Raw genomic sequence first — 19,715 nt, 5'->3', positions numbered from 1 at the left:
TGGCCCTCGCGCCCGAGCCGGTGCATGCCGACCAGACCTGGGTGTCCGTCCTACGAGGTCGACCCGTTCGAGGTGCCCGAGGCCGAGCGGTTCGCCCGGCTGGTCGAACTGTCCGAGCGGCTGCTGGCCGCCGACGCGGTCCACCACGCGACCGCGCGGTTGCTGGCGGTCAAGGAGAACACCTTCTACGCCGACCTCACCGGCACCTCCACCACCCAGCAACGGGTGCGGATCGATCCCGACTTCCAGGCGGCCCACATCGGCGACGGGGGGTTCTCCACGATGAACACCGTCGCCCCGCCCGCGGGTCGGGGCTGGGAGTACCTCACCGGCACCGGCTGGGACTTCGACGGGGAGATCGCCCAGCTGCCCGAGCTGCTCGCCGAGCACGCGAAGGCACCCTCGATCGAGGCCGGCCGCTACGACCTGGTGATCGAGCCGACCAACCTCTGGCTCACCATCCACGAGTCGGTCGCGCACGGCACGGAACTGGACCGGGCACTCGGCTACGAGGCTGCGTACGCCGGCACCTCGTTCGCCACCTTCGACCAGCTCGGCACCCTGCAGTACGGCTCGGCGCACATGAACGTCACCGGAGACCGGGTCACCGAGCACGGGCTGGCGACGGTCGGGTTCGACGACGAGGGGGTCGCGGCCCAGACGTTCGACATCATCAAGGACGGGGTGCTGGTCGGCTACCAGCTCAACCGGCAGATGGCCCAGGAGAAGGGCTTCGGCCGGTCCAACGGCTGCGCGTACGCGGACTCTGCCGGGCACATCCCGCTGCAACGTATGCCGAACGTGTCGCTGGCCGCGGACCCGCAGGGGCCCGACGTGGACGGGTTGATCGCCGGGGTCGACGACGGGATCTACATCGTCGGCAACAAGTCGTGGTCGATCGACATGCAGCGCTACAACTTCCAGTTCACCGGGCAGCGGTTCTTCCGGATCAGGGACGGCCGTCTCGCGGGGCAGGTCAAGGACGTCGCCTACCAGGCCACCACGACGGATTTCTGGGGATCGATGGACGCCGTGGGCGGTCCCGAGACCTACCTGCTGGCCGGGTCGCTGAACTGCGGCAAGGGCCAGCCCGGTCAGGGCGCCCCGGTGAGTCACGGGTGCCCCGCAGCCCGGTTCCGGGACGTCAACGTGCTCAACACCACGGAGGGTGACCACTGATGAGCGAGGCCACCGTCAGCACCTGGATCGAGCAGGCCCTGGCCACCTCGACCGCCCGGGACTGCACCGTCCTGGTGCGGGAGTCGCACGAGGTGAATCTCCGATGGGCCGCCAACGCGCTCACCACCAACGGGTCGATGACCCAGCGCACGGCCACCGTGATCAGCACCGCGGACGTCGCCGACGGCATCTCCGCCGCCTCGGTCGGCGGTCCGCTGGGGGACGTCGAGGACCTCATCGCGCTGGTCCGCCAGGCCGACGCGGCCGCCCCCGGGGCGCCCGCCGACGAGGAGGCCCAACCCCTCGCCGACGGTGTCGTCGACGCCGACTTCGACCATGCGGCATACCGGATCGGCCCGGAGGACTTCGCGGCACTGGCCCGGGACCTCGGCGCCGCCTTCGAGCGTGCCGAGCAGGGCGGCCACCTGCTGTTCGGGTTCGCCGAGTACCGGCGCACCACGACCTGGCTCGCCAACAGCGCCGGCCTGCGCCGGCGGGCCGTGGAGCCGATGGGTCGCCTGGAGATCAACGCCAAGGCACCGGACCTGGTGAACTCCGCCTGGGTGGGCGCCCAGACCACGGACTTCACCGACGTCGACGTGGCCGCGATGCACGACGAGCTGGAACGGCGCCTGGGCTGGGGCAGCACCCGCGTGGACCTGCCCGCGGGGGAGTACGAGACCATCCTGCCGCCGGGTGCGGTCGTGGACCTGCTGGTCTATGCCTACTGGTCGATGGGGGCCCGGGACGCCGAGCAGGGGCAGAACGTCTTCGCCGGCGCGGAGCGGGGCAGCACCCGGATCGGGGAGCGGCTCAGCAGCCTGCCCGTGACGATGTACTCCGACCCCGAGCACTCCCAGTTCCAGCAGGCACCGTTCGCCGCCCTGCCCAGCTCTGCTCCCGGTCTCGCCTCGGTGTTCGACAACGGGGTCCCGGTGGGCCGGGTCGACTGGCTGCGCGACGGCGTGCTCACCAACCTGGTGCGCACCCGCGCCGGACTGGCCCGCTCCGGCGGCGAGGGCGGTCTGCCGTTCCCGACCGAGAACCTGGTGATCGACGCCGGTGGCACCGCGGACCTGGACGCGCTGATCGCCGGCACCGAACGCGGGCTGCTGCTGACCTGCCTGTGGTACATCCGCGAGGTCGACCCCCAGACGCTGCTGCTGACCGGACTCACCCGGGACGGCGTCTACCTCATCGAGGAAGGGCGGGTCACCGCTGCGGTGAACAACTTCCGCTTCAACGAGTCGCCGATCAGCCTGTTGGGCAGGGCCAGTGAGGCGGGCCGGTCCGAGCACACGCTGTGTCGGGAGTGGAACGACTGGTTCACCTGCTCCTACGCCCCGGCGCTGCGGATTCCCGACTTCCGGATGTCCACGGTCAGCAAGGCCTACTGAGCAAGACCTCCGCGACCGGGCTCACCGGCTGCGCCGGGTGGACTGCCCGGGAGCCGGGAACGACTCCTCCGGCCGGGGCATCGTGGCGACCCCCTCCAGGCGACGGTGGAAGCGCACCGCGTCGGCGCGGGAGTCCAGCACGTGCCACAGGGCGACGTGCGCGGCCCACGGGAGCGGCTCGTCCCCGTCGCGCCAGCTGTCCCCGAACCCGATCCACACGGGGGTCCAGTCCGCGGCACAGTCCCACTCGCCACGGTGCTTCTCCAGCAGCCGGTGCCGGACCTGGAACGCGGTGCGCGGTCCGTCGACACAGATCGGGGCCGACTCGATCGGCCACAGGCGCAGGTCGACGGCCATGAGGTCCAGCTCGAGGTCGAGCAGCGCCGCCGGAGCCACCAGCACGGTGGCGACGTTCTCGTGGGGCCGGCGTCTCATCGCAGCACGCTAACGCGGGGACACCCCGGGTGTCAGCCCGGTGGGCGAGAATGGGCCGATGGGTATGCCGTCGCGCGCGCAGGTGCAGGGGCTCGTCCTGGCGGCGGGCGCCGGGAGACGGATGGGCACGCCCAAGGCCCTCCTCGAGGGGGCGGACGGGACGAGTTATGCCGAGGCGGCCTGCCGGTCGCTCCTCGCCGGAGGGTGCACCGAGGTGCTCGTCGTGGTCGGGGCCCAGGGGGAGGAGGTGCAGGCCCGATTGGACGCGGCCGGGCTGCCCGGGGTGAGGACCGTCCTGTGCCCGGAGTGGGAGCAGGGCATGGGGTCCTCCCTCCGGGCCGGCCTGACCCGGCTCGGGGAGGACGACCCGGGGGGCACCGGGGTTTCGGCGGCACTCGTGCACCTCGTCGACCTGCCCGACGTCGGACCCGAGGTGGTGCGCCGGATCCTCGCCGCGACCACCGTCGCACCGCGCCCCGAGACCGCCCTGGTCCGTGCGGCATACGACGGTGTCCCCGGCCACCCGGTGGTGCTGGGCAGGCAGCACTGGGCGGGTGTCCTAGAGGCGGCGGACGGCGACCGCGGAGCCCGCGACTACCTGCGGGCACACCGACCCACGGTGGTGGAGGTCGGCGCGCTGGCGACCGGTGCCGATGTCGACACCCCGGCGGACCTCGGGCATGCTCGGGCCATGCGAGCCGCGGAGATGTTCAGCGACGCCGCCAGCGTGCGCAAGGCCCTGGGCAGCACGGGCTACCTGGCCGACGACGGCCTGAGCACGGTGACGTTCCTGGCCCATCAACTGTCCCGGCCCGTGCTCCTGGAGGGGGAGCCGGGGACCGGCAAGACCGCACTGGCCGAGGCGCTCGCCGAGGTGCTGACGGTGCCGTTGATCCGGCTGCAGTGCTACGAGGGGATCGATGCCACGCAGGCCCTCTACGACTGGGACTTCCCGCGGCAGATTCTGCACCTGCGCACCGTCGAAGCACTGGCCGCCTCGGGAGGCCCCTCGCGGGACACGGCCGAGCTCGAGGCCGAGCTGTTCGACGAGCGGTTCCTGCTGGCACGCCCCGTGCTGCGGGCGCTGCGGGAGAGCCCCTGCGTGCTGCTGGTGGACGAGATCGACCGGGCCGACGACGAGTTCGAGGCGTTCCTGCTGGAGGTGCTGTCCACCTGGCAGGTGACCATCCCCGAGGTCGGCACCGTCACCGCGCAGACCCCGCCCCTGGTGGTGTTGACGTCCAACCGCACCAGGGAGCTACATGACGCGCTCAAGCGCCGCTGCCTCTACCACTGGATCGACCACCCCGGCCTGGAGCGGGAGCTGGAGATCGTGCGGACACGGGCGCCGGAGGTCGCCGAGGACCTGGCCGGGGAGGTCGTGGCGCTGGTGCAGCGGTTGCGCCACGAGGAGGACCTGATCAAGCCACCCGGTGTCGCCGAGACACTCGACTGGGCACGGGCGTTGCAGGCGCTCGGCGCGAGCACCCTGGACCCTGAGGTGGCCGCGACGACCCTGGGCACGGCCGTGAAGTACCGCGAGGACACCGACCGGGTCCGGCGCGCGCTGGACCGGATGCTGACCCGCTGATGAGCTGGAGCGGCGAGGAGATCCTGCTCGGGTTCGCCCGGGCGCTGCGCGCCGCCGGGCTGCCGGTCACCGCCGACCGGGAACGCACCTTCCTGAGGGCAGGAGCCGAGGTGGGCATCGCCGACCGCGCGGCACTCTACTGGGCCGGCAGGGCCACGCTCACTGCCTCGCCGGCTGATGTCGAACCGTTCGACAGGGTCTTCACCGGCTGGTTCGGTGGCACGTCCATGAACGCCGTCACCCAGCAGGAGGTCCCCCGCCTGCAGACCGTACGGGCGGACCTGGGTGACGGGGGCAACGGCGGTGCCAGGGACGGGGAGGACGTCGTGCGCGCCGTCGCCAGCCCCACGGAGGTGCTGCGCCACCGGGACGTCGCGGGGTTGTCACCGGAGGACCGGGCCGAGCTGCGCCGACTGTTCGCCACCCTGCGGCCGGACCCTCCCACCAGGCCCGCCCGACGGCATACCCGCTCCCACCGCGGCCAGATCGACGGACCGGCCACCCTGCGCGCCCAGCTCCGACGGATGGGGGAGCCGGGACCGGTGCGCTACCGCAGGAGGGACACCCGGCCGCGCCAGGTGGTGCTGCTCGTCGACGTGTCCGGGTCGATGTCCGCCTACGCCGACTCGCTGCTGCGGCTGGCACACGCCGTGGTGCAGGCCGCCCCGCGCGCCACCGAGGTGTTCACGATGGGCACCCGGCTAACCCGGGTCACCCACGCCCTGCGGGAGCGGGACCCGGACCGGGCGCTGCTGCGGGCCGGGGAGACGGTGCCGGACTGGTCCGGCGGCACCAGGCTCGGCGAGGCCCTCGCGGCGTTCCTGGACCGGTGGGGACGCCGTGGGATGGCCCGGCGCGCGGTCGTCGTCGTCCTCTCCGACGGCTGGGAACGGGACGGGACCGAGCTGTTGGCCGAGCAGATGAGGCGGCTGCACGCCCTGGCGCACCGGGTCGTCTGGGCCAACCCGCACCGCGGTCGGCCCGGCTACGCGCCGGTGCAGCAGGGGATCGTGGCGGCGTTGCCGCACTGTGACGACTTCGTGGCCGGTCACTCGATGGCTGCGTTCGAGGAGCTGGTGGAGGTGGTCGGGCGTGCGTGAGGTGCTGCACGAACTGGTGGACTGGTGGGAGGCTGGCGAGCGCGTCGGCATGGGCACGGTGGTCGGGACGTGGCGCTCGGCGCCCCGCCCGCCGGGCGCCTCGATGCTGGTGGGCCCGGGAGGGGAGGCCGTCGGGTCGGTGTCCGGAGGGTGCGTGGAGGGTGCGGTCTACGAGCTGTCCCAGGAGGTGCTCGAGGGCCGGGGTCCGATCCTGCAGCGGTACGGCGTCAGCGACGACGACGCGTTCGCGGTGGGCCTGACCTGCGGGGGGATCCTCGACGTCTTCGTGGAGGAGGTGTCCCGCGAGACCTTCCCCCAGCTCGGCGCCGTTGCGGGCGACATCGAGGAGGGCCGGCCCGTGGCGGTCGCCACCGTGGTCGCCCACCCCGACGAGACGTGGCTGGGGCGCCGCCTGGTGGTGCGCCCCGAGGGCGCGACCGAGGGGGCCGACCCCGGCACCCTGGGCAGTGACCGGGCCGACGCCGCCGTCCGGGATGACGCCCGCGGCCTGCTGGCCAACGGTCGCACCGCAACGCTGGTCTACGGCCCGGATGGGGAGCGGCGGGGGGAGGGGATGCGGGTCTTCGTCGCCAGTTACGCCCCGAAGCCGAGGATGCTGGTCTTCGGTGCCATCGACTTCGCCGCCGCCGTCGCCCGGATCGGGTCCTTCCTCGGCTACCACGTCACGGTCTGCGATGCCCGTCCCGTCTTCGCGACCCGCTCCCGGTTTCCGGATGCGGACGAGGTCGTCGTGACCTGGCCGCACCGCTACCTGGCCGAGGAGGTCGCCGCCGACCGGATCGACGAGCGCACGGTGATCTGCGTGCTGACCCACGACCCGAAGTTCGACGTCCCACTGCTGGAGGCCGCGCTCGCCGGCCCGCCCGTGGCCTACATCGGGGCGATGGGTTCCCGGCGCACCCACGAGGACCGACTCTCCCGGTTGCGCGCTTCCGGCGTGGACGAGTCCCACCTGGCCAGGCTCTCCAGCCCGATCGGGCTGGACCTGGGAGCACGCACGCCAGAGGAGACGGCGGTGAGCATCGCGGCGGAGGTCATCGCGCTGCGGTGGGGCGGCGCGGGGGAGCGACTCACCCACGCCGTGGGCCCGATCCACCACCACGACCCCGTCGCCGCGCCGAGTGAGGAAAGCCTCACCTGACCCGCGAGTGCGTGTTCCATCAGCATGGGTATGTCCGCACCTGCGGTATGAGCTGTGGCGTGGGCCGACGATCCGAGTGTGACCCTTGTCACGGCCCGGTTCCTTGGACAGGATCAGAAGCACGTCCCGTGGCAGGTTCACTGTCCCCACACGATGGAGTGACTTCTATGGCCCGTATCACCGTCAAGGTCGACGGCACGACCTATTCCGACGACGTCGAACCGCGCACGCTCCTGGTGCAGTATCTGCGCGAGACCCTCGGCAAGACCGGCACCGTCATCGGGTGCGACACCAGCAACTGCGGGGCCTGCACCGTCCACCTGGACGGCCAGAGCGTCAAGTCCTGCAACGTGCTCGCCGTCCAGGCGGACGGGCGCGAGGTGACCACCATCGAGGGACTGGCCGGGGACGGTCAGCTGCATCCGGTCCAGGAGGCGTTCCGCGAGTGTCACGCGCTGCAGTGCGGGTTCTGCACGCCGGGCATGATCATGCAGGCCACCAGCCTGCTGCAGGAGAACGCCCAGCCCTCCGAGGAGGAGATCCGGGTCGGGATGGAGGGGAACCTGTGCCGGTGCACGGGCTACCACAACATCGTCAAGGCCGTGCAACAGGCGTCCGGTCAGTCCGAGGCGGTGTCGTCATGACGATCACCGAGGAGCCGACGACGGCCGGCCCCGAGCTGGAGGTCGGCAAGTCCCGCCGGCGCAAGGAGGACGAGCGGCTCATCACCGGCCGGACACGGTGGACCGACAACACCCAACTGCCCGGCATGCTGCACCTGAGCATGGTGCGCAGCCCGTTCGCCCACGCCACCATCACCGCCATCGACACCTCGGAGGCGGCAGCCGCCCCGAACGTGGTCGCGGTGCTCACCGGCCAGGACGTCAAGGACCTCCAGGGGTCGCTACCCTGCGCCTGGCCGATCACCGAGGACCAGAAGGCGCCCCCGCACCCGGCCATGGCCGTCGACCGGGTTGCCTTCGCCGGCGAGGTGGTGGCGGTCGTCATCGCCCGCAGCGCCGCCGCCGCCCGGGACGCCGCCGAGCTGGTCGACGTGGACTACGAGGATCTTCCCGCCGCGCTGGAGCTGAAGGCTGCCGCCGCCGACGAGACCCTGGCACACCCCGACCTGGGCACGAACCTCAGCGCCACCTGGACCTTCGACTCGGCCGAGGCCGGGACCGGCGGCGACGTCGAGGAGGCCATCCGCGACGCCGAGGTCCTCATCGAGCGGGAGTACCGCCAGCAGCGACTCATCCCCGCGTTCATGGAGCCGCGCTCCACCGTGGTGGACCCCACCGGCGAGCAGTTCGTCATGTGGTCGGCCACCCAGGTGCCGCACATCCTGCGGCTGATGCTGGCCCTGACGCTCGGCGTCCCCGAGTCCAAGGTCCGGGTCATTGCCCCGGACGTGGGCGGCGGGTTCGGCGGCAAGTTGCAGGTGACCCCCGAGGAGATCCTGACCTTCCTGGCAGCCCGGCACACCGGCAAGCCCTGCAAGTGGACCGAGACCCGCAGCGAGTCGCTCCTGGCGGCCCACCACGGTCGCGACCAGTGGCAGAAGCTGACGCTGGCCGCCCGCAAGGACGGCACGGTCACCGGCCTGAAGGTCGAGCTGCTCGCCGACATGGGCGCCTACCTGGGCCTGGTCACGCCCGGCGTGCCGATCCTCGGGGCGTTCATGTTCAACGCCATCTACAAGTTCCCCGCCTACCACTTCACCTGCAAGAACATCTTCACCAACAAGACCTGGACCGATGCCTACCGCGGCGCCGGGCGGCCCGAGGCCACCTACGCCATCGAACGGCTGATGGACGAGCTCGCGGTCGAGGTAGGCGTGGACCCGATGGAGATCCGGGAGAAGAACTGGATCACCCACGAGGAGTTCCCCTTCACCACCGTGTGCGGGTTGGAGTACGACTCCGGCAACTACGAGGCAGCCACGGCCCGGGCCAAGGAGCTGTTCGGCTACGACGAGCTGCGGCGCGAGCAGCAGGAGCGGCGCGAGTCCGGCGACCCGGTGCAGCTGGGGATCGGGATCTCGACGTTCACCGAGATGTGCGGCCTGGCGCCGTCCCGGGTCCTGGGCTCGTTGAACTACGGCGCGGGCGGGTGGGAGCACGCGTCCGTGCGGATGCTGCCGTCGGGCAAGGTCGAGGTCATTACCGGCTCCTCGGCACACGGCCAGGGCCACGAGACGGCGTGGAGCCAGATCGTGGCGGACACCCTGGGCGTGCCGTTCGAGGACGTCGAGGTGCTGCACGGTGACACGCAGATCTCACCGAAGGGGATGGACACCTACGGGTCCCGGTCCCTCGTCGTCGGCGGCCAGGCAGTGATCAAGGCCGCCGAGAAGGTCATCGAGAAGGCGAAGCCGCTCGCGGCGCACCAGCTCGAGGCCAGCGTGGACGACCTGGAGTTCAGCAACGGCAGGTTCCAGGTGCGGGGCACCGACAGCAGCGTCGGCCTGACCGACCTGGCACTGGCCACGTTCGCGGCGCACGACCTGCCCGACGGGATGGAGCCGAGTCTGGACGCCGACGCGACGTTCGACCCGGTGAACTTCTCCTTCCCGCACGGCACCCACCTGTGCGCGATGGAGATCGACACCGAGACCGGCGCCTCGCGGATGCGCTCCTACGTCTCCGTCGACGACATCGGCAACGTGGTCAACCCGCTCATCGTCGAGGGCCAGGTGCACGGCGGCCTGGTCCAGGGCATCGCGCAGGCGCTCTGGGAAGAGGCGGTGTATGACGAGAACGGCACCCTGGTCTCGGGGTCGTTCGTGGACTACACCCTCCCCACCACCGCCGACACGATCTCCTTCGTCACCGACCGGACGGTGTCGCCGGCGACCAGCAACGACCTCGGCGCCAAGGGCGTGGGCGAGGCCGGCTGCATCGCCTCCACCCCGGCCGTGGTCAACGCGGTCGTGGACGCGATCCGCCACTTCGGGGTCAACGACATCCTGATGCCGTGCACTCCCGAGCGGGTGTGGCGGGCAATCCAGGCCGGCACGGCCGGCGGACAGACCGAGACCGAGGACTCGGCCGCGCCCCACTTCGAGCCCTCGGCACCCAACCAGGACCCACCCGGACCTGAGAGCGGCACCGGCGACACCCCAGGAGGTGTGCAGTGATCCCCACACCGTTCGAGTACGTCGCCCCCGCGAGCGTCGCCGAGGCGCTCGCCGTGCTCGCCGAGCACGGCGACGACGCCAAGGTGATAGCCGGGGGGCAGTCCCTCCTGCCGATCCTGCGGATGCGCCTCAACGCGCCCGAGGTCCTCGTCGACCTCGGGCGGATCCCCGGGCTCAGCGGCGTGACCGACGACGGTGACGCCCTGCGGATCGGCGCCATGACGACCTACCACGACCTGCTCGGCGACGGCCTGGTCGCCGAGCACGCCGGCCTCCTGGTGCAGGCGGTCGGCGAGGTCGCCGACCCGCAGATCCGCCACCGCGGCACGGTCGGCGGGGCTCTCGTGCACGCCGATCCCGCCGGTGACGTCGGAGCCCCGGTCCTGACCCTGGACGCGGAGATGGTGATCGCTGGATCCGACGGCAGCGAACGGACGGTCCCGTCCGCGGAGTTCTTCGTCGGACTCTTCGAGACCGCCGTGCAGGAGGGGGAACTGCTCACCGCGATCCGGGTGCCCAAGCACACCGGGTGGGGCAGCGCCTACGAGAAGTTCGTCCGGGTCTCCCACCAGTGGGCGATCGTCGGGGTCGCGGCGTGTGTGCGCGCCGAGGGCGGCACCATCGCCGAGGCGAAGGTCGGGCTGACCAACATGGGTCAGACCCCGCTGCGGGCTCCCGCGGTCGAGGAGGCACTGGTCGGCAGCGCCGCTTCGGCGGACACGCTGCGCGAGGTTTGCGCCCGGGTCGGGGAGGGCACCGACCCGCCCTCGGACCTGAACGGCGCCGCCGACTACCGCAAGCACGTCGCGGGTGTGCTCACCCGGCGCGCCGTCCTCACAGCCGCGGGGGCGTGAGGCCGTGCAGCTGTCGCACCAGTTCACCGTCCCCGCCGACCCCGACCGCGCCTGGGCGCTGCTGACCGACCTGCACCGGGTCGGCAGTTGCTTCCCCGGTGCCACGGTCACCGAGGCGACCGAGCAGGACTTCGCCGGCACGGTCAAGGTCAAACTCGGCCCGATCGCGATGATGTATGCCGGCACGGGCCGGTTCGTCGAGCGGGACGACGCCGCCCACACCGCGGTCATCGAGGCCCAGGGCAAGGACAAGCGTGGCAACGGCACCGCCGGGGCCACGGTCACGCTCACCCTCGTGCCCGACGGCTCCGGCAGCCGGGCGGAGGTGGGCACCGACCTCAACGTCACCGGCAAGCCCGCCCAGTTCGGCCGCGGGGTGATGCAGGACGTCTCCGACAAGCTCCTGCAGCAGTTCATCGCCTGCGTCGAGCAGCAGCTCGACGAGGGCGGGTCGGACGACACCGAGCCGCCCGGTGACGACGGGACGGGTGTCGCCCAGGGCGCGCCGGCGGCCGAGGAGGCGGCAGGAACTCCGGTTGCGGAGGCCACCACGACCCCGACCACCACGGCGCCGCCCACCCCGCGCTCCGCCCCGCAACGGCCGGAGCCGGGCTGGCACACGGAGGAGGACGACGCGATCGACCTGGGCAGCGCGGTGCTGCCCGTCCTGGCCAGGCGGTACGGCGGCTACGCCGCGGTCGGCCTCGCCGGGCTTCTCCTGGGTCTGGCTATCGGGCGCCGGAGGGACCCCGGGCAGGAGTAGCACTCAGCGGTGCTGCTCCAGCCAGTCGACGTGGGCGGGGTGGAGCGGCGCCGGGGCGCCGGTCTCGTCGAGGTGGACTAGGACCGTGTCCAGCGTCGCGCAGTGTCCCCGGGTGGTGTGCAGGTCGTAGCGGACCCGGAATGACGTGCGCCCGACGTGCACGGTGCTGGCGCGCACCTCGATCTCCCGGTCGGCCAGCAGCGCCGGCATCAGGTAGTCGACCTCGAGACGACGGACCACGATGCCCTGCAGCGGCGGGGCCTCGGGGGCCGCCTCGTCCATGGCGGCCAGGGTCGCGAGGCGGTGGTCCTCGCAGTAGCTGAGGTACCGGGCGTGGTTGACGTGCCGCATCGAGTCGATGTCGCTGAACCGGATCGGCACGTGGACCGTGAACGCCATGAGCACTCCTCCTGGGGGCACGAGGTGGGGGAACTCACGGTAGGCGGTCGGGGCGCGCGGACGAACTCGGGTGTGCTGCGCTCCCGGCCCGTTCCTGACACGATGGGGTATGCCTGACGCAGCGCTGAGCTCCGAGGAACTGGCGGATCGCACTCGGCTGGCCACCGAGGCCGCGTTCAACGCGGCGACCGACCTGGGTCTGAAGGTCGAGGAGACCCGTGTGTTGCACGATGTGTTCTCCGTCGTGGTGCACCTGCACCCCTCACCCGTGGTCGCCCGCATCCCCGTGGTGCTGCCCCCCGGGACCACCCCGGAGGCCCTCACCCTCCGGCAGCAGCGGGAGATCGATGTCGCGGACTGGCTGGCCCGCGAGAACGTGCCCGTGGTCCGGCCCTCGCGGCTCGTCCCGCAGGAGCCGGTCCGCGAGGACGACTTCTCGATGACCTTCTGGGAGTTGGTTGACGTCGCCGACGACCACCAGCCGTATGCGGGGGCCGACCACGCGGTGTGCGCGGCACTGCACGCCGCGCTCTCGGCATACCCCGGTCTGTTGCCCTTCCTGACCCCGTTCAACGAGCCGCTGCCGGCCATGATGGATGCCCTCGAGGGGTGCAGCCTGCTCACCGACGACGACCTGGACAGGGCGTTCGCCGAGTGGCACGCGCTGCGGCCTGTGCTGGCCAGCGCCACGGCGTTCCAGGACCGCTTCCCCGAGGTCGACGTGCAGCCGATCCAGGGTGACGCCCCGTCACACAACGTCATCCGGTCACGCAGCGGCCTGAAGTTCGGCGACTTCGAGGACGTCTGTCTGGGGCCCATCGAGTGGGATCTCGCCGGCCACGGGGCCGAGGCGGTCGCTGCCTACGACGCGGCCGCGGGGCCGCTCGGGCTGCGCACGGTCGACCCGGACCTGCAGCGGGTGATGGACGGGGCGCGGAGCCTGCAGATGGTGGCGGCGCTCTCGCTCGTGCCGCAGCTGCCGATGCTTGCCGACGGCCTGGCACCGATGCTCCAGGAGTGGCGGCGCGTGCCGTCCCCGGTGCTGTGAGCCGCACCTCGGGGCGGGCTCAGGCGAACCCGATCGCCTCGTCGTGGACCGAGAACGTGAACTGCCGTGGGGTGCCGTCGCTGCCGTCACTGCCGTCGGGGTAGTACCAGTAGTCCAGCACGGTCCACCGCCGCTCTCCCTCCGGGAGCGAGAAGGTCTCCTCCATCGTCACGCCCGTGTCCGAGGTCGCCCGGAGATGGTGGTCACCGGGGTCCAGGTCCAGCGGGAAGAGGACCCAGTTGTGCTGGCCCTCGACGGCGAAGTCCTCCTCGAGCAGCAGCTGCCCGTCGAGATGCACGGTGATCCGCACGGGGTCGTCCTCGAAGGACTGGTTGCTGACGTAGAGGAGAACGTCGGCCGAGGCCTCGTCGGTGAGCGTGGCCCCTCCGGTGCCCGCATCGTCCGTGCCGGTCGCGCTGTCCGTGCTGGCCGCGTCGTCGGGCCCGGTCCGCACCGCCATCTGGGGGGAGGGCTCGCTCCCGCAGGCGGCCAGGAAGCACAGGGCCACCGAGAGGGCGGCCACGAGTGTCTGCGGTCGGTGACGACGACGTCCCATGGGGATGGGACGCAGCGCGCGGCCCCGTCGTTCCGTGACCCGGCGATCCTCAGCGGGAGGAGACGACGACCCGTGCCGCCTCACGGCGGTGCCAGCCCCAGAACAGCGCCCCCAGGAGGGCGAACCCGCAGCTGTAGAGGGCCATCTGTCCCAGGGACCCGGTGACGACCGGAGCGATGACACCGGCGAGCAGCGCGTTGAAGACCAGGGAGGCGAAGGTCGCCATGGACGCCGCAGATCCACGGTGGTGGGGGAAGAGGTCGAGCATGGCCAGTTGCAGGACGGGGAACGCGATCGCCACGCAGAGCGCGATGAGCCCGGGGGCGATGACGGCATAGGGCAGGGCCGGCGCCAGCCACATCAGGAGGACGTTGCCCCCGGCGGCTCCCAGCGACCCCACCATCGCCGCGTCGACCAGGCGCGCGCGCTCGACCCGGGAGGCAAGACGCCCCGACACCCAGGCGCCGAGCATCAACCCGCCGATCATCGGCACGAACAGCAGCCAGAAGTCCTGCTCGCCCTTGCCGAGGAGGTCCACGACGAAGATCGGGGCGGAGACGACATACAGGAACTGCGCCGCGAAGGTGAACGTGGTCGCCAGCGCCAGGCGGGCGAACGCCGGGTGACGTGCCACCTGGCCCAGACCGGTCAGCATTGGTCGCGCCCGGAGGGGTTGGCGTCGCTCGGTGGGAAGCGTCTCGGGCAGCACGACGGCGGTGAGCAGCGCGATGAGAAGCCCGTAGCCCGCGATCGCCCAGAAGATGACCGGCCACGGCCCGACGACCAGGAGCCAGCCGCCGACGACGGGGGCGATGGCGGGCGCCAGGCTGAAGATCATCATCACCCGGCTCATCAACCGGTGGGCGTCGGCGCCGGAGTACATGTCCCGGATCACCGCGCGGCTGACAATCGTGCCGGCCCCTGCGAAGGTGCCCTGCAGCGCCCGGCAGACCAGCAGCATCCCCAACGACGGCGACAGGGCGCACCCGACCGTGGCCAGGACGTAGCCGATCAGTCCGCCGATCATGACGGGCTTGCGGCCCACGGCGTCCGACAATGGCCCGTGGAACAGGCTCATCACCGCGAAGGAGAGCAGGTAGACGCTGGTCACCTGCTGCATCGCGGTGCTGCTCGCGCGGAAGTCCTGCCCCATCGCGGTGAAGCCGGGGAAGACGGTGTCGATGGTGAACGGCCCGATCATCGCCAGACCCGCCAGCACCGCGGTGACCAGCACCGTGGGCCCTCCCGGCCTGGTGGTCAGCCGCTCCATGGGAGGGACTCTACGGGCGCCACCCCGGGTCCCGACCGGTGAGGCCCAGGTGCTGGTCCAGCGGGGAGGCGTCCGCGGGCACCGGGACCGGCGGTCCGAACAGGCCCGGCGTCCCGTCGGGGTTCTCCGCGACGGAGGCCCGGACGAAGCCGCCGGCCGCGGTCAGCGCCTCGGCGTCCGCCCGGAACGGTTGCCCGGTCGCGACCGCGAGGTCCCAGCCGTGGACCAGCACCTCGTTGACGGCGACGAGCCCGGCCACCTCGCCCGGCATGTCGATCCCGCCCGCACGGGTCATCCCGGTCCACGCCGACTCGGCACGCCAGGCCTGGGCCAGGGCGGTGAGCCGACTCGGGATCACGCTGCGCCACTCCGGGCCCAGGTTCGCCCCGTCGGGCTGCGGCGGGTCCCCGCCGGCCGTCTCGTCCTTGCCCGCCGCACTGGTGAAGGCCAGTGCCAGCCCGGCAACGTGGTCCAGCAGGTCGGCCACGGACATCCCCGAGCAGGGAGTCGGGCCGGTGAGCTGGTCCTCACCGACTCCTGCGACGACCCGGCTCAGCGTCTGCGTGGCGGGCGTGAGGTCACACATTGGTTGACTCCGTTCGGTCGTGGGCTGTTCCCCGGGACTGACCAGTGCCGGATGCGGGACTCATCGGCGCGGCCGTGGAACGAGCAGGGGACGCCCTCGCGTCATACCAGCATGAGGCTCTCTGTGTCCCTGCCCGGCCGACTTGCCGTTCCTGTCCTCGTGCTCGGGCTCACCGCGGGGCTATCCGGGTGTGGGGAGGAGTCGCCGGGGAGCCAACCGGCGGATCCGAGCAGATCACCGACCGGCGCGACCGTGGTCGAGGTCTACGAGGATGTCCGGTTCTACGGGGCTTGTGGCAACGAGGTGTTGCACCACGAGGACCTGGTCCTCTATCAGTTGCTTCCGGAAGAGTTGGAGGAGCTCGACCCGACGCCGTATGCGATGGGCCCGGGGCTGCTGCCTGCGGTCGCGCCGCCCGGTCCGGGGGACGACACGGGGACCCTGACGGTCTACAGCGACGGGTATGCCAGGTTCGTGTCGGACAGTGGGAACGAGTCCTGGTTGACCGAGGAGCCTCGGGAGTACACCTGGGTGTGCTGAAAATAGGGGTATGACTCGCGAGAGCTTCGACGCCCGAGCGGCGACCTGGGACGACAACCCGGAGCGGGCGGAGCGGGCACGGGCGGTGGCCGACCTGATCCGTGACGTCGTCCGTCCCGACCCGACGACCCGGATACTGGAGTACGGGGCCGGCACCGGCCTGTTGTCGCAGGCGCTGGCCGGGGCCGTCGGCCCGATCACGGTGGCCGACCCCTCCGCCGGGATGCGGGCCGTGCTCGCCGACAAGGTGGCCTCGGGGGCGTTGCCGGCCGGCACGCAGATCTGGGACGTCGACCTGTCGACCTCCGAGCCGCCCCCGGGCGCGGCGTTCGACCTCGTGGTGAGCCTGATGGCGCTGCACCACGTCCTGGACGTCCCAGCGGCACTTCGGGGGTGCGCCGGGCTTCTCGAGCCGGGTGGGCGGCTGTGCCTGGTCGACCTGGTGGCCGAGGACGGGTCGTTCCACGACGCACCGCATCGTGACGTGCACCACGGATTCGCACCTGAGCAGGTCACCGGCTGGTTGGAGGCGGCCGGCTGCGGCGAGGTGTCCGTGCGGCACGCCTACGACGTCGTCAAGGACGGGCGCTCCTACCCCCTGTTCCTGGCCGTCGGCGTCCGCCGATAGGTGGCGCGGCCGGTTCGCGGCCTCCACCGCGGGGAGGAGGCCGGTGTCCGGCAAGTCCCTCCCGCCGGGGGATGTGGCGCCCTGCCCCGGCAGGAAGAGTAAGGAGCACAGACGAAGCCGAAGGAGAGGAACACCATGTCCCGCCGCAGAAGCACCGTCCTGTCCCTGGGGGCCGCAGCCGCCCTGGTGTTGCCGATGGGGGCCGCCGCGTCCGCCACCACCGCCACCACGACCGGAGCGGACAGCACGCCCGAGGACCACTGGGCCCAGGCCCAGGCCACCGACCAGCCGACCGAGCTGCACGACGAGATTGCCACGGCCCTGGCCCGGGCGGGGGAGCAGCGGCACGCCGGCGCCGGAGTCCGCAGTGACGCGTCGGATGCGCTCGACGAGGCCACCCGGACGCTGGTGGAGGACGGGGCCGTCGGGGTGACGGCACGGGTGCACACGCCCGGTCTCGACTGGCGCGGGGCTGCCGGGGCGAGCGAAGTGGACGGTCGACCCCCGGCGAGTCCGCACGACCGGTTCCGGGTGGCCAGCATCACCAAGGCGATGGTCGCCACCGTGGTGATGCAGGAGGTCGAGGCCGGGACGTTCGCCCTGGACACCCCCGTGGAGGAGATCGTGCCGGGCCTGTTTCCGGACCACCCTGAGGTGACCGTCGAGCACCTGTTGACGCACCGGTCGGGTGCCCAGACGGGGACCGAGCTCTCCGTGGCGGCCCGGATGGAGGACCCGAACTCCCTGACCGAGTTCCTGGACGCGCTCACCCAGGACTACACCGACGAGGAGCACCTCGCCCACGTGAACGCGGCCGAGTGGCTGTTCGAGCCCGGCACCGACTTCGGGTACTCCAACGCCGGCTACATCGCCCTCGGGGTGATCCTGGAGGAGGTGACCGGGCAGGAGCTGGCCGACCTGCTCGAGGAGCGGGTGTTCGCGCCGGCCGGCATGCGGCATACCTCCTTCCCCGACGACGCCGACACCCGCGGCCCGTTCCTGGTCGACGCGGCGCACACCGGCGCGGAGGAGGAGGGCGGCCTCGGCTGGGTGTCCCTGGCCGAGTTCGACCCCGACGTCTTCTCCGCCGCGGGGGCGGCCACCAGCACCACGCGGGACCTGAACAGCTTCACCGAGGCGCTGATCAGCGGCGACCTGGTCGACCCGGCACTGGTGGAGGACATGATCGTGCCGCGCTCCGACACCGTGATGGAGTACGGCCTGGGCGTCTACCGCCTGCCCGATCCCTGCACCCCCGAGGGCGAGCCGACGCAGTGGCTCTACGGGCACGACGGAGGGTCCTACGGCACGATCAGCATGGCCCTGACCTCGGCCGACGGCAGCCGCCAGCTGTCCTTCGGGGTGAACGGTCGCTACCTGGCCAGCGAGCCGGAGTACGACATCGCCGAGCTGCTCGTGCCCATGGTGCTCGCGACCTGCGAGCAGTCCTGAGTCGAGGGCCCCTCACCGTGGGCCGACGACCTCCCAGTCGGCCACGGGGCCGGGGACGACGGTGAAGAGGGCGTGCACGTCGGGGACGTGAGGGCCCTCGCGCTCCAGCTCCCGGGCTCGTTCCGGGCTACGCACGGTGAGCTTGCCGAGCAGGTGCTGCCACTCGTGCGCGAGCTGTCCGGTGCTGACCTCGACCGAGCCGACCCACCGCCCGGCCGGGTCCGGACGATCCACCCGCGTCTCGTCATATGAGTAACCGCGCGTGGTCGCCTCGGCGTGCAGCCCGCCGAGGTAGGCGCCCACCGCCGCGAGCGGGTCGGCGGTTCCGCGGAACCGCGCGAGCTGGGGGTGGCGCGTGTAGCCCCGGGTCCGGCCCGCCAACACCGCCTGCGCCAGCAGTGCCTCGCGCCAGGCGGCGGTCAGCCCCTGACGGTCCAGGTACCTCGGGTGCAGGGTCCACAGGCGCATGACACCGGAGCCTAGGTCTAGGAGGTCCGCCGCTGCCGGACGGCACCGGCGAGGTCGGCCAGGACACCCTCGGTGGTCTCCCACGACATGCAGGCATCCGTCACCGACTGCCCGTAGACCAGGCCCGTCGGGGCGGGCTCCTGGCGACCCTCGACCAGGAAGCTTTCGAGCATCACGCCGACGACCTCCCGGCTGCCGGCGGCCACCTGGTCACCGATCTCGCTGGCGACCTGGGCCTGACGGACGTGGTCCTTGCGACTGTTGCCGTGGCTGGCGTCGATGACCACGCGCTGCGGGAGGCCCGCCCGGGCGAGCAGCTCGGACGCCTCGGCGACCGACCCGGCGTCGTGGTTGGGGCCGCCACGGCCGCCTCGCAGGATGACGTGGCCGTCGGGGTTGCCCGCGGTCTCCACCAGGGCGGCCCGGCCCTCCAGGTCGACGCCGAGGAAGGTCTGGGGCGCGGCCGCGGCGATGCACCCGTCGACCGCGACCTGGACGTCGCCGTCCGAGCCGTTCTTGAGGCCCACCGGCATGGACACCCCCGACGCGAGCTGGCGGTGGACCTGGGACTCCACGGTGCGGGCGCCGATAGCGCCGTAGGTGACGGTGTCGGCCAGGTACTGCGGCGTGGTCGCCTCGAGGTACTCGCAGCCGGCCGGGACCCCGGCGTCGAGCACGTCCAGGAGCACCCGCCGCGCCAGGCGCAGACCGCGGGGAATGTCGTATGACCCGTCCAGATCCGGGTCGTTGATCAGGCCCTTCCACCCGGTGGTGGTGCGCGGCTTCTCGAAGTAGACCCGCATCACCAGCACGAGGTCCTCCTCGTGGGTCTGCGCCGCGCGGGCCAGGCGGTGGGCGTAGTCGAGGACCGCGTCCGGGTCGTGGGCGGAGCAGGGGCCGACCACCACCAGGAGGCGGTCGTCGTGGCCGCGCAGCACGTCCTGCACCTGGCTGCGGGACCGGGCGACCCGCTCGGAGAGGTGCTCGGGCAGCGGGAGCTCGGCGCGCACCTGTGCGGGGGTGGGCAGCGGATCCATCCGCAGCACGCGCAGGTTGTCGGTGCGCTGGGCCGCGGCGAGGCTGGCGGGTGTCATCGGGGTGTCCTCCTGGTCGGTGGCGGCACCCCATGTCCCGGAGCGTCCGCCTGG

At 72.0% G+C, this 19,715-nt stretch carries 20 protein-coding genes and 1 pseudogene; 14 read left to right on the top strand and 7 right to left on the bottom strand.

Annotated features, from left to right (window positions below; genetic code table 11):
* The first annotated feature begins 24 nt into the window (after positions 1-24).
* Both AC1QRC_RS14345 and AC1QRC_RS14340 read left to right on the top strand, forming a co-directional pair.
* Entirely contained in the window at positions 25-1,179 is a 1,155-nt protein-coding gene (locus AC1QRC_RS14345) for a TldD/PmbA family protein (RefSeq protein ID WP_484203958.1), read from the top strand.
* A complete protein-coding gene (locus AC1QRC_RS14340; protein WP_484203957.1) occupies positions 1,179-2,576 on the top strand; it encodes a metallopeptidase TldD-related protein in 1,398 nt (465 codons plus the stop codon). The genes AC1QRC_RS14345 and AC1QRC_RS14340 overlap by 1 nt, the downstream gene beginning before the upstream one ends.
* Positions 2,577-2,597: 21 nt before the next feature.
* Here the strand turns inward: AC1QRC_RS14340 and AC1QRC_RS14335 are convergent, their stop codons facing one another.
* On the bottom strand, positions 2,598-3,011 hold the full coding sequence (locus AC1QRC_RS14335; protein WP_484203956.1) for a hypothetical protein: 414 nt from the start codon (positions 3,009-3,011) through the stop codon (positions 2,598-2,600).
* A 58-nt stretch (positions 3,012-3,069) separates the two neighbouring features.
* Here AC1QRC_RS14335 and AC1QRC_RS14330 point away from each other — a divergent pair.
* The 8 genes and pseudogenes from AC1QRC_RS14330 to AC1QRC_RS14295 form a co-directional block, all read left to right on the top strand.
* Positions 3,070-3,612: pseudogene (locus AC1QRC_RS14330) on the top strand (nucleotidyltransferase family protein); the annotation flags it as partial.
* A gap of 90 nt (positions 3,613-3,702) precedes the next feature.
* Complete coding sequence (locus AC1QRC_RS14325; RefSeq protein WP_484206653.1) at positions 3,703-4,602, top strand: AAA family ATPase; 900 nt, start codon at positions 3,703-3,705, stop codon at positions 4,600-4,602.
* Entirely contained in the window at positions 4,602-5,702 is a 1,101-nt protein-coding gene (locus tag AC1QRC_RS14320) for a vWA domain-containing protein (protein ID WP_484203955.1), read from the top strand. Before AC1QRC_RS14325 ends, AC1QRC_RS14320 begins: the two co-directional genes overlap by 1 nt.
* On the top strand, positions 5,695-6,864 hold the full coding sequence (locus AC1QRC_RS14315) for an XdhC family protein (protein WP_484203954.1): 1,170 nt from the start codon (positions 5,695-5,697) through the stop codon (positions 6,862-6,864). The genes AC1QRC_RS14320 and AC1QRC_RS14315 overlap by 8 nt, the downstream gene beginning before the upstream one ends.
* 167 nt (positions 6,865-7,031) lie before the next feature.
* Entirely contained in the window at positions 7,032-7,508 is a 477-nt protein-coding gene (locus tag AC1QRC_RS14310) for a (2Fe-2S)-binding protein (RefSeq protein WP_484203953.1), read from the top strand.
* Positions 7,505-10,003 carry a xanthine dehydrogenase family protein molybdopterin-binding subunit gene (locus AC1QRC_RS14305; protein ID WP_484203952.1) on the top strand — a complete coding sequence of 833 codons (2,499 nt, stop codon included), beginning with the start codon at positions 7,505-7,507 and terminating at the stop codon, positions 10,001-10,003. Before AC1QRC_RS14310 ends, AC1QRC_RS14305 begins: the two co-directional genes overlap by 4 nt.
* On the top strand, positions 10,000-10,857 hold the full coding sequence (locus AC1QRC_RS14300) for an FAD binding domain-containing protein (RefSeq protein ID WP_484203951.1): 858 nt from the start codon (positions 10,000-10,002) through the stop codon (positions 10,855-10,857). The genes AC1QRC_RS14305 and AC1QRC_RS14300 overlap by 4 nt, the downstream gene beginning before the upstream one ends.
* Before the next feature lie 4 nt (positions 10,858-10,861).
* Positions 10,862-11,620: an SRPBCC family protein gene (locus AC1QRC_RS14295; protein WP_484203950.1), complete on the top strand. Its 759-nt coding sequence runs from the start codon at positions 10,862-10,864 to the stop codon at positions 11,618-11,620.
* Positions 11,621-11,623: 3 nt separating this feature from the next.
* Here AC1QRC_RS14295 and AC1QRC_RS14290 read toward each other — a convergent pair whose 3' ends face one another.
* Positions 11,624-12,019, bottom strand: coding sequence for an acyl-CoA thioesterase (locus AC1QRC_RS14290; protein ID WP_484203949.1), 396 nt, complete (start codon positions 12,017-12,019; stop codon positions 11,624-11,626).
* A gap of 109 nt (positions 12,020-12,128) precedes the next feature.
* Here AC1QRC_RS14290 and AC1QRC_RS14285 point away from each other — a divergent pair, with 109 nt between their 5' ends.
* Complete coding sequence (locus AC1QRC_RS14285) at positions 12,129-13,067, top strand: phosphotransferase (protein WP_484203948.1); 939 nt, start codon at positions 12,129-12,131, stop codon at positions 13,065-13,067.
* Between the two features lie 19 nt (positions 13,068-13,086).
* Here AC1QRC_RS14285 and AC1QRC_RS14280 read toward each other — a convergent pair whose 3' ends face one another.
* The 3 genes from AC1QRC_RS14280 to AC1QRC_RS14270 form a co-directional block, all read right to left on the bottom strand.
* On the bottom strand, positions 13,087-13,590 hold the full coding sequence (locus tag AC1QRC_RS14280; RefSeq protein ID WP_484203947.1) for a hypothetical protein: 504 nt from the start codon (positions 13,588-13,590) through the stop codon (positions 13,087-13,089).
* A gap of 82 nt (positions 13,591-13,672) precedes the next feature.
* Complete coding sequence (locus AC1QRC_RS14275; RefSeq protein ID WP_484203946.1) at positions 13,673-14,893, bottom strand: multidrug effflux MFS transporter; 1,221 nt, start codon at positions 14,891-14,893, stop codon at positions 13,673-13,675.
* Between the two features lie 10 nt (positions 14,894-14,903).
* Complete coding sequence (locus AC1QRC_RS14270) at positions 14,904-15,479, bottom strand: TIGR03086 family metal-binding protein (RefSeq protein ID WP_484203945.1); 576 nt, start codon at positions 15,477-15,479, stop codon at positions 14,904-14,906.
* Between the two features lie 111 nt (positions 15,480-15,590).
* Between AC1QRC_RS14270 and AC1QRC_RS14265 the strand changes: the two genes are divergently transcribed.
* The 3 genes from AC1QRC_RS14265 (at position 15,591) to AC1QRC_RS14255 (ending at position 18,099) form a co-directional block, all read left to right on the top strand.
* On the top strand, positions 15,591-16,019 hold the full coding sequence (locus AC1QRC_RS14265) for a hypothetical protein (protein WP_484203944.1): 429 nt from the start codon (positions 15,591-15,593) through the stop codon (positions 16,017-16,019).
* A gap of 10 nt (positions 16,020-16,029) precedes the next feature.
* The gene (locus tag AC1QRC_RS14260; protein WP_484203943.1) at positions 16,030-16,647 is read left to right on the top strand and encodes a class I SAM-dependent methyltransferase; all 618 of its coding nucleotides are present in this window, start codon (positions 16,030-16,032) and stop codon (positions 16,645-16,647) included.
* 135 nt (positions 16,648-16,782) lie between these two features.
* On the top strand, positions 16,783-18,099 hold the full coding sequence (locus tag AC1QRC_RS14255) for a serine hydrolase domain-containing protein (protein ID WP_484203942.1): 1,317 nt from the start codon (positions 16,783-16,785) through the stop codon (positions 18,097-18,099).
* 12 nt (positions 18,100-18,111) lie between these two features.
* Here AC1QRC_RS14255 and AC1QRC_RS14250 read toward each other — a convergent pair whose 3' ends face one another.
* Both AC1QRC_RS14250 and AC1QRC_RS14245 read right to left on the bottom strand, forming a co-directional pair.
* Entirely contained in the window at positions 18,112-18,567 is a 456-nt protein-coding gene (locus AC1QRC_RS14250) for a pyrimidine dimer DNA glycosylase/endonuclease V (RefSeq protein ID WP_484203941.1), read from the bottom strand.
* A 17-nt stretch (positions 18,568-18,584) separates the two neighbouring features.
* Positions 18,585-19,661 carry a 3-deoxy-7-phosphoheptulonate synthase gene (locus AC1QRC_RS14245; RefSeq protein WP_484203940.1) on the bottom strand — a complete coding sequence of 359 codons (1,077 nt, stop codon included), beginning with the start codon at positions 19,659-19,661 and terminating at the stop codon, positions 18,585-18,587.
* Positions 19,662-19,715: the final 54 nt, after the last annotated feature.

The organism is Ornithinicoccus sp. (genome assembly GCF_057176825.1).
The sequence above is the reverse complement of the archived record's forward strand: the minus strand, read 5'-3'. Positions and strand labels throughout refer to the sequence as shown.

Bases quoted from the DNA above. Each gene is read 5' to 3' on its own strand.
- AC1QRC_RS14345 (WP_484203958.1), top strand. From the start codon at position 25: ATGCCGACCAGACCTGGGTGTCCGTCCTACGAGGTCGACCCGTTCGAG.
- AC1QRC_RS14340 (WP_484203957.1), top strand. From the start codon at position 1,179: ATGAGCGAGGCCACCGTCAGCACCTGGATCGAGCAGGCCCTGGCCACC.
- AC1QRC_RS14335 (WP_484203956.1), bottom strand. From the start codon at position 3,011: ATGAGACGCCGGCCCCACGAGAACGTCGCCACCGTGCTGGTGGCTCCG.
- AC1QRC_RS14325 (WP_484206653.1), top strand. From the start codon at position 3,703: ATGCGAGCCGCGGAGATGTTCAGCGACGCCGCCAGCGTGCGCAAGGCC.
- AC1QRC_RS14320 (WP_484203955.1), top strand. From the start codon at position 4,602: ATGAGCTGGAGCGGCGAGGAGATCCTGCTCGGGTTCGCCCGGGCGCTG.
- AC1QRC_RS14310 (WP_484203953.1), top strand. From the start codon at position 7,032: ATGGCCCGTATCACCGTCAAGGTCGACGGCACGACCTATTCCGACGAC.
- AC1QRC_RS14305 (WP_484203952.1), top strand. From the start codon at position 7,505: ATGACGATCACCGAGGAGCCGACGACGGCCGGCCCCGAGCTGGAGGTC.
- AC1QRC_RS14290 (WP_484203949.1), bottom strand. From the start codon at position 12,019: ATGGCGTTCACGGTCCACGTGCCGATCCGGTTCAGCGACATCGACTCG.
- AC1QRC_RS14285 (WP_484203948.1), top strand. From the start codon at position 12,129: ATGCCTGACGCAGCGCTGAGCTCCGAGGAACTGGCGGATCGCACTCGG.
- AC1QRC_RS14275 (WP_484203946.1), bottom strand. From the start codon at position 14,893: ATGGAGCGGCTGACCACCAGGCCGGGAGGGCCCACGGTGCTGGTCACC.
- AC1QRC_RS14270 (WP_484203945.1), bottom strand. From the start codon at position 15,479: ATGTGTGACCTCACGCCCGCCACGCAGACGCTGAGCCGGGTCGTCGCA.
- AC1QRC_RS14265 (WP_484203944.1), top strand. From the start codon at position 15,591: ATGAGGCTCTCTGTGTCCCTGCCCGGCCGACTTGCCGTTCCTGTCCTC.
- AC1QRC_RS14260 (WP_484203943.1), top strand. From the start codon at position 16,030: ATGACTCGCGAGAGCTTCGACGCCCGAGCGGCGACCTGGGACGACAAC.
- AC1QRC_RS14255 (WP_484203942.1), top strand. From the start codon at position 16,783: ATGTCCCGCCGCAGAAGCACCGTCCTGTCCCTGGGGGCCGCAGCCGCC.
- AC1QRC_RS14250 (WP_484203941.1), bottom strand. From the start codon at position 18,567: ATGCGCCTGTGGACCCTGCACCCGAGGTACCTGGACCGTCAGGGGCTG.
- AC1QRC_RS14245 (WP_484203940.1), bottom strand. From the start codon at position 19,661: ATGACACCCGCCAGCCTCGCCGCGGCCCAGCGCACCGACAACCTGCGC.